Annotated in this window: 14 protein-coding genes; 11 read left to right on the top strand and 3 right to left on the bottom strand. The window is 72.8% G+C overall.

What is annotated here, in order from left to right; genetic code table 11:
• Positions 1-123 precede the first annotated feature (123 nt).
• Complete coding sequence (locus IE244_RS09450; protein WP_191872442.1) at positions 124-726, bottom strand: nucleotidyltransferase family protein; 603 nt, start codon at positions 724-726, stop codon at positions 124-126.
• Positions 727-855: 129 nt separating this feature from the next.
• Between IE244_RS09450 and IE244_RS09445 the strand changes: the two genes are divergently transcribed.
• Complete coding sequence (locus tag IE244_RS09445; protein ID WP_191872441.1) at positions 856-1,173, top strand: DUF5955 family protein; 318 nt, start codon at positions 856-858, stop codon at positions 1,171-1,173.
• Positions 1,174-1,250: 77 nt separating this feature from the next.
• On the opposite strand, the gene IE244_RS09440 is transcribed toward IE244_RS09445, so the two are convergent.
• A complete protein-coding gene (locus IE244_RS09440) occupies positions 1,251-2,045 on the bottom strand; it encodes an IclR family transcriptional regulator (protein WP_191872440.1) in 795 nt (264 codons plus the stop codon).
• 272 nt (positions 2,046-2,317) lie between these two features.
• Between IE244_RS09440 and allB the strand changes: the two genes are divergently transcribed.
• The 9 genes from allB (at position 2,318) to IE244_RS09395 (ending at position 11,531) form a co-directional block, all read left to right on the top strand.
• Complete coding sequence (gene allB, locus IE244_RS09435) at positions 2,318-3,658, top strand: allantoinase AllB (protein ID WP_191872439.1); 1,341 nt, start codon at positions 2,318-2,320, stop codon at positions 3,656-3,658.
• 43 nt (positions 3,659-3,701) lie between these two features.
• Positions 3,702-4,841 (top strand): allantoicase, encoded by a 1,140-nt coding sequence (alc, locus tag IE244_RS09430; protein ID WP_373305733.1) that lies wholly within the window; start codon positions 3,702-3,704, stop codon positions 4,839-4,841.
• A 134-nt stretch (positions 4,842-4,975) separates the two neighbouring features.
• Positions 4,976-5,791, top strand: coding sequence for an AIM24 family protein (locus IE244_RS09425; protein WP_191872437.1), 816 nt, complete (start codon positions 4,976-4,978; stop codon positions 5,789-5,791).
• A gap of 74 nt (positions 5,792-5,865) precedes the next feature.
• Positions 5,866-6,492 (top strand): dihydrofolate reductase family protein, encoded by a 627-nt coding sequence (locus tag IE244_RS09420; RefSeq protein ID WP_191872436.1) that lies wholly within the window; start codon positions 5,866-5,868, stop codon positions 6,490-6,492.
• A gap of 91 nt (positions 6,493-6,583) precedes the next feature.
• Positions 6,584-7,495, top strand: a complete 912-nt coding sequence (locus IE244_RS09415) for a DMT family transporter (protein WP_191872434.1) — start codon at positions 6,584-6,586, stop codon at positions 7,493-7,495.
• Positions 7,496-7,580: 85 nt separating this feature from the next.
• Positions 7,581-7,976, top strand: coding sequence for a guanyl-specific ribonuclease (locus IE244_RS09410; protein ID WP_191872432.1), 396 nt, complete (start codon positions 7,581-7,583; stop codon positions 7,974-7,976).
• A 347-nt stretch (positions 7,977-8,323) separates the two neighbouring features.
• Positions 8,324-9,541: a sensor histidine kinase gene (locus IE244_RS09405; RefSeq protein WP_191872896.1), complete on the top strand. Its 1,218-nt coding sequence runs from the start codon at positions 8,324-8,326 to the stop codon at positions 9,539-9,541.
• A gap of 61 nt (positions 9,542-9,602) precedes the next feature.
• Positions 9,603-10,274 carry a response regulator transcription factor gene (locus tag IE244_RS09400; protein WP_191872430.1) on the top strand — a complete coding sequence of 224 codons (672 nt, stop codon included), beginning with the start codon at positions 9,603-9,605 and terminating at the stop codon, positions 10,272-10,274.
• Positions 10,275-10,346: 72 nt separating this feature from the next.
• On the top strand, positions 10,347-11,531 hold the full coding sequence (locus tag IE244_RS09395) for a cytochrome P450 family protein (RefSeq protein WP_191872428.1): 1,185 nt from the start codon (positions 10,347-10,349) through the stop codon (positions 11,529-11,531).
• A 222-nt stretch (positions 11,532-11,753) separates the two neighbouring features.
• On the opposite strand, the gene IE244_RS09390 is transcribed toward IE244_RS09395, so the two are convergent.
• A complete protein-coding gene (locus tag IE244_RS09390) occupies positions 11,754-12,776 on the bottom strand; it encodes a Gfo/Idh/MocA family protein (RefSeq protein ID WP_191872426.1) in 1,023 nt (340 codons plus the stop codon).
• Positions 12,777-12,906: 130 nt separating this feature from the next.
• On the opposite strand from IE244_RS09390, the gene IE244_RS09385 reads away from it, so the two are divergent.
• Entirely contained in the window at positions 12,907-13,644 is a 738-nt protein-coding gene (locus IE244_RS09385) for a GntR family transcriptional regulator (protein ID WP_191872894.1), read from the top strand.
• Positions 13,645-13,681 lie beyond the last annotated feature (37 nt).

The raw sequence follows: 13,681 nt of genomic DNA, 5'->3' as shown, positions 1-13,681 counted from the left end.
GCCCGCTGTGCGGTCAGGCGCTTCTGAACAGTGGATAGTAGTTTCCTCATTGTGGAACTTCAATGGTTTGTTGATGTCGAGATTCTCTGGGTCGAGGCAAGGTGGCGCCCAGTGCCACCCTCTTCACTCAAGGTGGCGCAGGTCGGCCTCGGTGTCGATGTCGAACGGCTCGGCCACGTCCGCGCACTCCACGAGCCGGATGTGCCCGGCGTGCTCCTTCAGGTAGGCGCGGGCCCCGCGGTCCCCGGTGGCCGTCGCCGCGATGCCCGGCCAGTGGGCCGCGCCGAAGAGCACCGGATGCCCGCGTGTGCCGTCGTAGGCGGCCGAGACCAGCGATTTCTCGTCCTCGTACGCGCCGAGCACCCGCGCCACGGCCGCCACCCCGATACCCGGCTGGTCGACGAGGCTGACCAGGGCGGCGCGGGCCCCGGTGCCGGCCAGCGAGGCCAGTCCGGCCCGCAGCGAGGAGCCCATGCCCTCGGCCCAGTCGGAGTTGTCCACCAGCACGCAGCCGGTCAGGTCGGCCCGCGCCCGCACGTCGCCGGCGCGGGCGCCCAGGACGACGTGTACGCGCGCGCATCCGGCCGCGCGCAGCACCCCGACCGCGTGCTCGACCAGCGGGCGCCCCCGGTGCTCCAGCAGCGCCTTGGGGCGCCCGCCGAGCCGTCTGCCCCCGCCGGCGGCGAGCAGCAGCCCGGCGACCTCCTCGTGATGCTTGTCCGTCATGCGTCCTGCATACCTGACGCGCCCGGCGGCGGCCCGTTTCCTTGGGCTGAATTTCGGTCCGCGCTGTGGCGCTCCCGGACGCGGTGGCGTTTACTGGCCCGCGCACGACGGCGTGTGAGGGGGAGGGCTGTGTTGCGGAGCTTGGGGCAGAGGCCAGTGACCGGCAGTGGCGAGGACCCGAGGGTGGCGGAGCTGCGGACCGCGGTGTCCCGGCTGCGCCGCGAACTCGCCGCGCTCCCGTCCGAGTTCCCCGACCGCGCCATAGCCGAGGACGAGCTGGCGGCCCTGGCGGCGATGGCCACGGACGGCCGCCCGGAGATCCCCCGCCTGCGCAGCTCGCTGTTACTGATCGCCGGAGCCATCGGCTCGGTCAGCGCCCTGGCGAGGGGCCTGACGGGCGTCCGGGAGGCGGTGGATCTCTTCGGGGAGCCGACGCAGCGGGGCTAGGTGTGCCGATCCGGCGGGAACCGCCCGAACGACCACGACCCAGCCGCACCGGCGACGGTGAACGCCCCTGCGGACTCTCAGGCGCCCGAACTCGCCAGCGCCTGGGACAGCTCAAGGGCGATCTCCTGCAGCACCGGCACGATCTTGTCGGTGGCCGCCTCGGTGACCCGCCCGGCCGGCCCCGAGATCGAGATCGCCGCGGCCGTCGGGGACTCCGGCACGGACACCGCAAGGCACCGCACCCCTATCTCCTGCTCGTTGTCGTCGACGGCGTACCCCGTCCGCCGTACGTCCTCCAGCGCCGCGAGGAAGCCCTCCGGCGTGGTGATGGTCTTCTCCGTGGCGGCCGGCATGCCCGTGCGGGACAGCAGGGCCCGCACCTCGTCGTCCGGCACCCCGGCGAGCAGTGCCTTGCCCACCCCGGTGGAGTGCGGCAGCACCCGGCGCCCCACCTCGGTGAACATCCGCATCGAGTGCTTCGACGGCACCTGGGCCACGTACACGATCTCGTCGCCGTCCAGCAGCGCCATGTTCGCCGTCTCGCCGGTCTCCTCGACCAGCCGTGCGAGGTACGGCCGCGCCCACGTGCCGAGCAGCCGGGACGCCGACTCGCCGAGCCGGATGAGGCGGGGGCCGAGCGCGTACCGCCGGTTCGGCTGCTGGCGGACGTATCCGCAGGCGACCAGGGTGCGCATCAGCCGGTGGATGGTCGGCAGCGGCAGGCCGCTGGTGGCGGACAGCTCGCTGAGGCCCACCTCGCCGCCGGCGTCCGCCATCCGCTCCAGCAGGTCGAAGGCACGCTCCAGGGACTGGACCCCGCCGCCGGCGGAGGGCTTGGCGGAGTCGGTGGTGCTGGCGCTGGACGTCGGCACGGCGCGTTCCTTTCGGGGCTGGCGGGAGGGCAGAAGCCTACCCGGCGGCCGGTTGACTCCCTGCTTGTACGTAGCTACGTTCTGCTTGCTGGAATTCTAATTCCGCTTTGTGGAAACGTCCAGAGTGTGTGCGGTCGTGTGCTGACCAGAAGTGTGCCCCTTGACGGCGGAGAAGTGGGAGTGAAGACTCCTTCAACAGAACGTTGAAATCCGTTACGTGAGTGTAAATCCCGTTTCCTGGGCGTAAAACGGCGGTACAGAGAGGGGTTCGGGTGTCCGACGCTGAACTGGTCCTGCGCTCGACGCGCGTCATCACTCCGGAGGGGACACGGGCCGCCGCGGTCGCCGTGTCCGCCGGGAAGATCACTGCCGTCCTGCCGCACGACGCCGAGGTCCCGGCCGGCGCGCGGCTGGAGGAGCTCGACGACCAGGTCCTGCTGCCCGGCCTGGTCGACACCCACGTACACGTCAACGACCCCGGCCGCACCGAGTGGGAGGGCTTCTGGACCGCCACGCGGGCGGCGGCGGCAGGCGGCATCACCACCCTGATCGACATGCCGCTCAACTCCCTCCCGCCGACCACGACCACCGGGAACCTGCGGGTGAAGCAGGACGTGGCCCGCGACAAGGCGCACATCGACGTCGGCTTCTGGGGCGGCGCCCTGCCGGACAACGTCAAGGACCTGCGCCCGCTGCACGACGCCGGTGTCTTCGGCTTCAAGGCGTTCCTGTCCCCGTCCGGCGTGGACGAGTTCCCGCACCTCGGCCAGGAGCAGCTCGCCCAGTCCCTGGCGGAGATCGCCGGTTTCGGCGGACTGCTGATCGTGCACGCCGAGGACCCGCACCACCTCGCCGCCGCCCCGCAGCAGGGCGGCCCCAGGTACGCCGACTTCCTCGCCTCCCGCCCGCGTGACGCCGAGGACACCGCCATCACGAACCTGATCGCGCAGGCCCGCCGTCTCCACGCGCGCGTGCACGTCCTGCACCTGTCCTCCGGTGACGCGCTGCCGCTGATCCGCGCCGCCCGCGCCGAGGGCGTGCAGATCACCGTGGAGACCTGCCCGCACTACCTCACCCTGACCGCCGAGGAAGTCCCGGACGGGGCCAGCGAGTTCAAGTGCTGCCCGCCCATCCGCGAGGCCGCCAACCGGGACCTCCTGTGGGAGGCGCTGGCCGACGGCACCATCGACTGTGTCGTCACCGACCACTCGCCCTCCACCGCCGACCTGAAGACCGACGACTTCGCCACCGCCTGGGGCGGCATCTCCGGCCTCCAGCTCAGCCTCTCCGCCGTGTGGACCGAGGCCCGCAAGCGCGGCCACACCCTGGAGGACGTGGTCCGCTGGATGTCCGCCCGGACCGCGGCCCTGGCCGGCCTCGACGCCGTCAAGGGCGCGATCGCACCCGGCCGTGACGCCGACTTCGCGGTCCTCGCCCCCGACGAGACCTTCACCGTCGACCCGGCCGGTCTCCAGCACCGCAACCGGGTCACCGCGTACGCCGGCAAGACCCTGTACGGCGTCGTGAAGTCCACCTGGCTGCGCGGCGAACGCATCGTCAACGGCGGCGAGTTCACCGAGCCGAAGGGCGCGCTGCTCGCCCGCCCCCAGTAAGCCACTCCCGCATCCACACCCGGCCGACTCCGGAAAGGACCCCCTGATCACCGTGACGGCGCTGCATCAATCTTCACCGGCTCGCTTCACCGGCGACGCGAACCCCTACGGAGGCGGCGACCCGTACGCGGACTACCGCACCGCCGACTTCCCCTTCACCCAGTACGCCAACCTCGCCGACCGGCAGCTCGGCGCCGGGGTCATCGCCGCCAACGACGAGTTCTTCGCCCAGCGCGAGAACCTCCTGGTGCCCGAGCGGGCCGAGTTCGACCCCGAGCACTTCGGGCACAAGGGCAAGATCATGGACGGCTGGGAGACCCGCCGCCGGCGCGGCGTCTCCGCCGCGCACCCGTGGCCCACCGCCGAGGACCACGACTGGGCGCTGGTCCGGCTCGGCGCCCCCGGTGTGATCCGCGGGATCGTCGTCGACACCGCCCACTTCCGCGGCAACTACCCCCAGGCGGTCTCCGTCGAGGCCACCTCCGTGCCCGGCTCCCCGTCCCCGGAGGAGCTGCTGGGCGACGACGTGAAATGGACGACGCTCGTCCCGCGCACGCCCGTCGGCGGCCACGCGGCCAACGGCTTCGAGGTCACCGTCGAACAGCGCTTCACGCACCTGCGCGTCAACCAGCACCCCGACGGCGGCATCGCCCGGCTGCGGGTGTACGGCGAGGTCGTCCCCGACCCGGAGTGGCTCGCGGTCCTCGGCACCTTCGACGTGGTCGCCCTGGAGAACGGCGGCCGGGTCGAGGACGCCTCCAACCTCTTCTACTCCCCGGCGACCAACACCATCCAGCCGGGCCGCTCCCGCAAGATGGACGACGGCTGGGAGACCCGCCGCCGCCGTGACCAGGGCAACGACTGGATCCGCTACCAGCTGGCCGCCCAGTCGCACATCCGTGCGATCGAGATCGACACGGCCTACCTGAAGGGCAACAGCGCCGGCTGGGCCTCCGTCTCCGTCAAGGACGGCGCGGACGGCGAGTGGACCGAGATCCTGCCGCGCACCCGCCTGCAGCCCGACACCAGCCACCGCTTCGTGCTCCCGGAGCCGGCCGTCGGCACGCACGCGCGGATCGACATCTTCCCCGACGGCGGCATCTCCCGCCTGCGCCTGTTCGGCTCGCTGACCGAGCAGGGCGCCGCGCAGCACGCCGCCCGGCACCAGGAACTGGGCGGCTGACCCCCCCGCGCGCGTGGGGCGCCCCGGCCCGGACAGCACCGGGGCGCCCCGCGTGTCACCCGTACGGACCCGGCTGACGCCCCGGCTTCACGGTCCCTGGAACTTACCGGTCCGCCTCCCGCGTTCTTCTCCACGTGACCCTTCAGCAAGAGATCGTCGGCAACGCCATGCAGATGGCGGTCGTCAACCTGCAGCCCGGCCAGACCGTGTACTGCGAGGCCGGAAAGTTCCTGTTCAAGACGACGAACGTCACCATGGAGACGCGCCTGTCCGGCCCCTCCGGCAACGGCGGGCAGCAAGGGCAGGGCGGCGGGGGCGGCATGGGCGGGCTGCTGCGCCAGGCCATGGGCACCGCCATGCAGGTCGGCCAGCGGATGCTCGCGGGCGAGTCCCTGGCGTTCCAGTACTTCACCTCCCAGGGCGGCGAGGGCACGGTCGGCTTCGCCGGCGTGCTCCCCGGCGAGATGCGCGCCCTGGAACTCGACGGCACACGCGCGTGGTTCGCCGAGAAGGACGCCTTCGTGGCCGCCGAGTCCACCGTCGACTTCGGTATCGCCTTCGCCGGCGGCCGCACCGGCATGAGCGGCGGCGAAGGCTTCATCCTGGAGAAGTTCACCGGGTACGGCACGGTGATCATCGCCGGCGCGGGCAACTTCATCGACCTCAACCCGGCCGACTTCGGCGGCCGCATCGAGGTGGACACCGGCTGCGTGGTCGCCTTCGAGGAGGGCATCCAGTACGGCGTCCAGCGCGTCGGCGGCCTCAACCGCCAGGGGATCATGAACGCCGTGTTCGGCGGCGAGGGCCTGTCCCTGGCCACCCTGGAGGGCAACGGCCGGGTGATCCTGCAGTCCCTCACCATCGAGTCCCTCGCCAACGCCCTGAAGAAGGCCCAGGGCGGCGACAAGCAGGGCCCGACGGGAGGCCTCTTCTCGACACACTCCGGCTGAACCGATGAGTTGTGGGTGCGTGCGGGGTCTGAGCTGATGACACAGACCCCGCCCCCGGAAAGAAGGCACCCGCCATGGGCAAGCTCGTCTCCACCGTCTTCGTCACCCTCGACGGCGTCTACCAGGCACCCGGCGGCCCCCGGGAGGACACCCGGGGCGGCTTCGAGCACGGCGGCTGGAGCTTCACCTACGGTGACGACGACTTCGGCCGGTTCGTCACCGAGGTCTTCGCGCGCGCGGGCGCGTTCCTGCTCGGCCGCCGTACGTACGAGATCTTCGCGTCGTACTGGCCGAGGATGACCGACCCCGCCGACCCGATCGCCACCAGGCTGAACGCCCTGCCGAAGTACGTCCCCTCGTCCACCCTCACCGACCCCGGCTGGTCCGGCACCACCGTCATCGGCGGCGACCTCGCCAAGGAGGTCACCGCTCTCAAGGAGCGCACCGACGGCGAGCTCCAGATCCACGGCAGCGGCGCCCTGGTCCGCTCCCTGCTCGACCTCGGCCTCGTCGACACCCTCCACCTGGCCACCTTCCCGGTGGTGCTCGGCACCGGCCTGCGCCTGTTCACCGAGGGCGCCGTACCGACCGCCTTCACACACACCGCCGGCCGCGTCACCCCCGCCGGTGTCTCCCTCCAGTCGTACGACCTGGCGGGAAGGCCGCGGTACGGCTCGTACGAGCTCCCGGAAAACGCCTAGCCGAAGATCGTCACCGCCGGTACGGTGAGCGCGCCCCGTGCGAGCCGCCGACGTCTGCGCACCCCCGCCGAAGACCGGGAGAGCCGCCCCCATGTCGTCGATCGCCGTACCGGGTGCCGCCGCCGCGCCCCGCCGCGCCTGGCACACCGACCTGCCCGTACTGCTCGTCGCGGTCTGCTGGGGTGCCAGCTATCTCGCGGCCAAGGACATCACCACCGCCCGTACGGTGCCGGCCGTCCTGGTGCTGCGCTTCGCGCTCGCCCTGCCCGTCCTGGCCGTCATCGCCCGTCGCGCCCTGCGCGCGCTGACCGCCGCCCAGTGGCGCGGCGCGGCCCTGCTCGGGCTGGTCCTCAGCGGGATCTTCGTGCTGGAGACCTACGGGGTGGTGCACACCTCGGCGACCAACGCGGGGCTCATCATCAGCCTCACCATGGTCTTCACCCCGCTCGCCGAGGCCGCCGTCACCCGCACCCGGCCCACCCCCGGCTTCCTCGGCGCGGCGCTGCTCTCCGTGCTCGGCGTGGTGCTGCTCACCCAGGGCGGTGGCTTCACCCGGCCGAGCGCCGGCGACCTGCTGATGCTGCTCGCCGCGCTGGCCCGCACGCTCCACGTCCTCGCCATGTCCCGGATCAGGGCAGTACAGGGCGCCGACGCGCTGCCGCTCACCACGGTCCAGCTCGGCGCGTCCGTCGCCGTCTTCGCCGTCCTGTCCACCGTCTGCGGCGGCCCCGCGCCCTGGACGGCCGCGGCGGCGTTCGGCGCGCGGGACTGGGCGGGGCTGCTGTTCCTGTCGGCGCTGTGCACGGTGTTCGCCTTCTTCGTGCAGATGTGGGCGGTCCGCCGCACCTCGCCGTCCCGGGTCGGTCTGCTGCTCGGCACCGAGCCGCTGTGGGCCGCCGCGGCCGGTATCGCCCTCGGCGGGGAACGGCTCGGCGCGCCGGGGCTCGCGGGCGGCGCGCTGGTGCTGGTGGGGACCGCGTGGGGACGCCGAGCGGCAGGTTAACTTCCCGAGAACTCATCGGACTTGACGGGAGAAATTTCAACTTTGTCGTTGACATGACAACGTCTACGCGCGTCATCATGAAGCCATGAGAATCCCCCCACGCGCCAGTCGTATCGGCGCCGCAGCCGCCCTGCTGTCCGCCCTCCTCGTGGGCGGCACCGTCACCGCCACCACGGCGGACGCCGCCGCCGCGTCGGTCGGCAGCATCTGCTACGGCGCCCTCCCCTCACAGGCCCACGACACCCTGGACCTGATCGACCAGGGCGGACCCTTCCCCTACTCGCAGGACGGCACCGTCTTCTCCAACCGCGAAGGCGTCCTGCCCCGCCAGTCGTCCGGCTACTACCACGAGTACACCGTGATCACCCCCGGCTCGCCCACGCGCGGTGCCCGGCGCATCGTCACCGGTGAGGAGTCCCAGGAGGACTACTACACCTCCGACCACTACGCCACGTTCCGGCTGGTCGACTTCGGTTGCTGAACCGGTCGGCGGGACCTGGAGGAACAGCGCGACAGCCGTGACGTGAAACGCCCCGCCCCGTGATCGCCCCCCACCGGCGGCCGCGGGCAGGGCGTGAGCACGACGTCACCGGCGGGCCGCCGGGAGCCGTCCCGGCGGCCCGCCGCCGTCCGGGGAGCGGGCCCGCGGCCGGCATCCCGGACGGCGGGACACGGTGGGCGTCCGCCGAAAGTCCACGCGTGCGCGACTTTGGTAGCCGAACGTGCGCGCGGTGCGGACGGCACCCCGCAACCCGCATAGATTGGTCGACCGTGACAGAGAACGGGCTCGGCCACACCGTGCCGAGCGGTGCGGGTCTTCGCCGTTGGATGCTGCCCTCCGCCCTGCTGCACGGGCTCGACCCGGACGCCGGCCCCGACGGCAGGCCGCCCCGGCGCACCGCACGGGACTGGGTCGTCGACACCTGCTGCTTCCTGGCGGCCCTCCTGCTGTTCCTGGCGGACGCCGTCAGCCTGCTCCGGCACCCGGACGTGCCCCGGAGCCTCGCCGTCGCCGACGTGCTGCTGGGCGCCCTGTCCTGCGGCGCCGTCTGGCTGCGCCGCCGCTGGCCGGCCGGCCTGGCCGCCGCGATGGTCGCCGTCGGCTTCGTGTCCTCCTCCGCGGGCGGGGCCGCCGCGGTCGCCCTGTTCACCCTCGCCGTGCACCGGCCCTTCCGCCACGTCGCCTGGATCGGCGGTGTCGACCTCGCCCTCGTCCCCGTCTACTACTGGCTGCGCCCGGACCGCGATCTGCACTTCGTGGGTGCCGTCGTGTTCACGACCCTGCTCTCCGTCTCCCTCATCGGCTGGGGCATGTTCGTCCGCTCCAAGCGGATGCTGATGCTGAGCCTCAGGGACCGGGCCCACCGGGCGGAGACCGAGGCACGGCTGCGCGCCGAACAGGCCCAGCGCCTGGCCCGCGAGGCCATCGCCCGCGAGATGCACGACGTCCTCGCCCACCGGCTCACCCTGCTCAGCGTGCACGCGGGCGCCCTGGAGTTCCGGCCGGACGCACCGGGCGAGGAGATCACCCGGGCGGCCGGGGTGATCCGGGAGAGCGCACACGAGGCGCTGCAGGATCTGCGGGAGATCATCGGAGTGCTGCGGGCCGGCGAGTCCGAGGAGTCGGCCGGCGAGCGGCGCCCGACGCTGGCCGCGCTGGACGCCCTGGTCGCCGAGTGCCGGGAGGCGGGCATGAAGGTCGAGCTGGACCACCGCGTCGCCGACCCGGCCACCGTCCCGGCCTCCGTCGGCCGCACCGCCTACCGGATCGCCCAGGAAGCCCTCACCAACGCCCGCAAACACGCCCCCGGCGCCGCGGTCACGCTCAGCCTCACCGGCACACCCGGCGACGGCCTCACCCTCGCGGTCACCAACCCGCCGCCCACCCAGGAGCCGGCGCCCGTCCCCGGCTCCGGCCAGGGCCTGATCGGCCTCACCGAACGTGCGACCCTGACCGGCGGCCGGCTGGAGCACGGCCGCACATCCGACGGGGGCTTCACGGTACGGGCGTGGCTGCCGTGGGCACAGACCGCACCGGCGCGCTGACGCCGCCGTCGTACGCCGGCCGGACCCCGCGGCCCGCCCACCCCGTGGTTACGTAAGGCCCATGACGCCGATCAGACTCCTCCTCGTCGACGACGACCCGCTCGTACGGGCCGGGCTGGCCCTGATGATGGGCGGGGCCGAGGACATCGAGATCGTCGGCGAGGCCGCCGACGGCGCCCAGGCCGAGGAACTCGTCGCGCGCACCCGGCCGGACGTCGTCCTCATGGACCTCCGGATGCCCTCGGTGGACGGACTCACCGCGACCGAGCGGCTGCGCGCGCGGACCGACGCCCCGCAGGTCGTGGTGCTCACCACCTTCCACGCCGACGAGCAGGTGCTGCGCGCCCTGCGCGCCGGCGCCGCCGGATTCGTGCTGAAGGACACCCCGCCCGCCGAGATCGTCGACGCCGTGCGCCGGGTCGCGGCCGGCGACCCCGTCCTGTCGCCCGCCGTCACCCGGCAGTTGATGCGGCACGCGGCCGGCGGCGCCGCCGACGCCCGCCAGGCACGCGCCCGCGCGCGGCTCGCCGTCCTCAACGACCGCGAACGCGAGGTCGCCGTCGCCGTCGGCCGCGGCCTCGCCAACGCCCGGATCGCCGCCGAACTGTTCATGAGCGTGGCCACCGTCAAGACGCACGTCTCCCGCATCCTCGCCAAACTCGGCCTGGACAACCGCGTGCAGATCGCGCTGCTGGCCTACGACGCGGGACTGGCCGACGGGGACGGGCACTAAGCCCGTACACCGCGCGTTGTCCCGGTACCGGGAGGTGCCCGGCGAGCCTCGGGGGAGTCCGGAAGGGGACCGATGGACAGGCAACACGTGGTCGATCTGCGGGAGTACGGAGACGCGCTGCGCACCGATCCCCATCCGGTGTACGCCAGGCTGCGCGAGCAGGGCCCCGTCCACCGTGTGCAGCTGCCGGACTGGGAGGACCTGGCCTGGCTGGTCGTGGGGTACGAGGAGGCGCGCGCGGCCCTGGCCGACCAGCGGCTGGCCAAGGACACCAGCAAGATCGGTGTGACCGTCATGGACCAGGCGATGATCGGCGAGCATCTGCTGGCCACCGATCCGCCCCAGCACACCCGCCTGCGCGCGCTCGTCACCCGCGCGTTCACGATGCGCCGGGTGGAGCAGCTGCGCCCGCGGATCCAGCAGGTCACCGACGAGCTGCTGGACGAGATGCTCCCGGCCGGCCGCGCCGACCTCATCGCCTCCCTCGCCTACCCGCTGCCCATCACCGTCATATGCGAACTCCTCGGCGTCCCGGACATGGACCGCGAGGAGTTCCGCAAGACGTCCACGGAGGTGGTCGCGCCGACCAACGAGCAGACGGGGTACGAGGCGGTGGTCCGCCTCGGCGCGTACCTCACCGAGCTGATCGAGGACAAGCGCGGCTCCGGCCCCACCGACGACCTGCTCAGCGATCTGATCCGCACCACCGCGGAGGACGGCGACCGGCTCTCCGCGCAGGAACTGCGCGGCATGGCCTTCCTGTTGCTGATCGCCGGCCATGAGACCACCGTCAACCTCATCGGCAACGGCGTCCACGCCCTGCTGACCCACCCCGCCCAACTCGCCGCGCTGCGCGCCGACACCAGCCTCCTGGACGGCGCCGTCGAGGAGATGCTGCGCTACGAGGGCCCGGTGCAGAGCGCCACCTACCGGTTCGCCGCCGAGCCCCTGGAGATCGCCGGTGTGCCCCTCGAACGGGGCGACCATGTGGTGATCAGCCTCACCGCCGCCCAGCGCGACGGCGAGCGCTACGACGACCCGGACCGCTTCGACATCCGCCGCGACACCCGCGGCCATCTCGCCTTCGGGCACGGCATCCACTACTGCCTCGGCGCCCCCCTGGCCCGGCTGGAGGGCCGCACGGCCATCGGCACCCTCCTGCGCCGCGCCCCCGGCCTCACGCTCGACGGCACACCGGGCGAGTGGCTCCCCGGCCTGCTGATGAGAGGAATGCGCAGCCTGCCGGTGCGCTGGTAACCGCGCACACTCCGGGCCGCGGAGCCGTCCGCCCACGCGAGCCGAGGGGGCGACTCGGACCACCCCGCCGGAGGGCAACCGGAAACCGGGGCGGGCTCACCCGGCAGGGGCCGCCCCAGGCGGCCGCCGTGTCCGGTGCCCCGGTCTCCCGGACCGGCCCGGCCGACGGCCCGGTCCTCGGGGCCGGTCGCCGGGCGGGCGCGGGCGCTGCGGTCTTCGGGGTCAGCCGTCGGACGGGCGCGGGTGGTCCGGGATGTCGGTGAGGGGCACCGGGCGGTGCTCGCGCCGGGAGAGTTCGCAGGCCTCGGCGATCCGCAGGGCCTGCAGGGCCTCGTGGCCGTCGCAGGGGTTGGGGCGCTCGCCGCGGATCACGTCGACGAAGGCGTTCAGTTCCGCCTCGTACGCGGGTCCGAACCGCTCCAGGAAACCCGTCCACGGCTTGTCCGCGGGCGGCGGACCGGTGGGCTCGGTGGACGCGAGCGGCGTACGGTCGTCCAGGCCCACCACGACCGTGTCCCGCTCCCCGGCCAGCTCCATGCGCACGTCGTAGCCGGCGCCGTTCAGCCGGGTCGCCGTCGCCGTGGCGAGCGTGCCGTCGTCCAGCGTGAGCAGGACCGCGCCCGTGCCGACGTCACCGGCCTCGCGGAACAGCGGGAGGCCGCCGTCCGTGCCCGTGGCGTACACCTCGGACACCTGCCGGTCCGTCACCCAGCGCAGCACGTCGAAGTCGTGGATCAGCGTGTCCCGGAACAGCCCGCCGGACAGCGGCAGCCACTCGGCCGGGGGAGGGGACTGGTCGCAGGTCATCGCGCGCACGGTGTGCAGCGGGCCGAGCCGTCCCGAGCGCACGGCCTCGCGGGCGCCCGCGTACCCCACGTCGAAGCGCCGCTGGAACCCCATCTGCAGGACCGTTCCGGCCGACTCCACCTCGGCGAGCGCCTGCAGCGTGCCCGGCAGGTCGAGCGCGATCGGCTTCTCGCAGAAGACCGGCAGGCCCGAGCGGGCCGCCCGGCCGATCAGTTCGGCATGGGCCGGCGTCGCCGTGGTGATCACCACCGCGTCCACGCCCCAGGTGAAGATCTCGTCCACCCCCGGCGCCGCCGTCTCGCCCAGCCGGTGGGCCAGTCCCTGCGCCCGCGCGGGATCCGCGTCCGTCAGGATCAGCGAACCCACCTCGCGATGGCGGCTGAGCGTTCTCGCGTGAAGGGTGCCGATGCGGCCCGTACCGATGACCCCGATGCGCATGGAAACAAAGTGAGGGCCGACCCCGTACCCTGTCAATGTGTATGTCCGGACAACCGGACTACACAACTTCCCGTCAACCGATCACGGGACTACGCTCGGGGCCGTGCCGAAACCAGATGTGGACCCGACCGTGTCGCTCGACCTCCGTGTGGACCGTAGCTCCCCGGTGCCGTTGTACTTCCAGCTCTCCCAGCAGCTGGAGGCCGCCATCGAGCACGGCAGCCTCACCCCGGGCAGCCTGCTGGGCAACGAGATCGAGCTGGCCGCACGGCTCGGCCTGTCCCGGCCGACCGTCCGCCAGGCCATCCAGTCCCTCGTCGACAAGGGGCTGCTCGTGCGCCGCCGCGGCGTCGGTACGCAGGTGGTGCACAGCCAGGTCAAGCGCCCGCTGGAGCTGAGCAGCCTCTACGACGACCTGGAGGCGGCCGGTCAGCGCCCCGCGACCAAGGTCCTGGTCAACACCGTCCTGCCGGCCTCCGCCGCCGTCGCCGCCGCGCTCGGCGTCCCCGAGGGCAGCGACGTGCACCGTGTCGAGCGGCTGCGTCTCGCGCACGGTGAGCCGATGGCGTACCTCGTCAACCACCTGCCGCCCGGCCTGCTCGACCTGGACACCGGCCAGCTGGAGGCCACCGGTCTGTACCGGCTGATGCGTTCCGCCGGGATCACCCTGCACAGCGCCCGCCAGTCCATCGGCGCCCGCGGGGCCACGGCCGCCGAGGCCGAACGGCTCGGCGAGTCCGAGGGGGCCCCGCTGCTCACCATGCAGCGCACCACCTTCGACGACACCGGCCGCGCGGTGGAGTTCGGTGACCACACCTACCGTCCCACCCGCTACTCCTTCGAGTTCCAGCTGCTCGTCCGGCCCTGACGGCACCCCCGGTTCGTCGCAATGTCCGGACAACCGG

Origin of the sequence: Streptomyces filipinensis (genome assembly GCF_014649495.1) — a bacterium.
In the GTDB taxonomy this organism is placed as follows: domain Bacteria; phylum Actinomycetota; class Actinomycetes; order Streptomycetales; family Streptomycetaceae; genus Streptomyces; species Streptomyces filipinensis.
The sequence above is the reverse complement of the archived record's forward strand: the minus strand, read 5'-3'. Positions and strand labels throughout refer to the sequence as shown.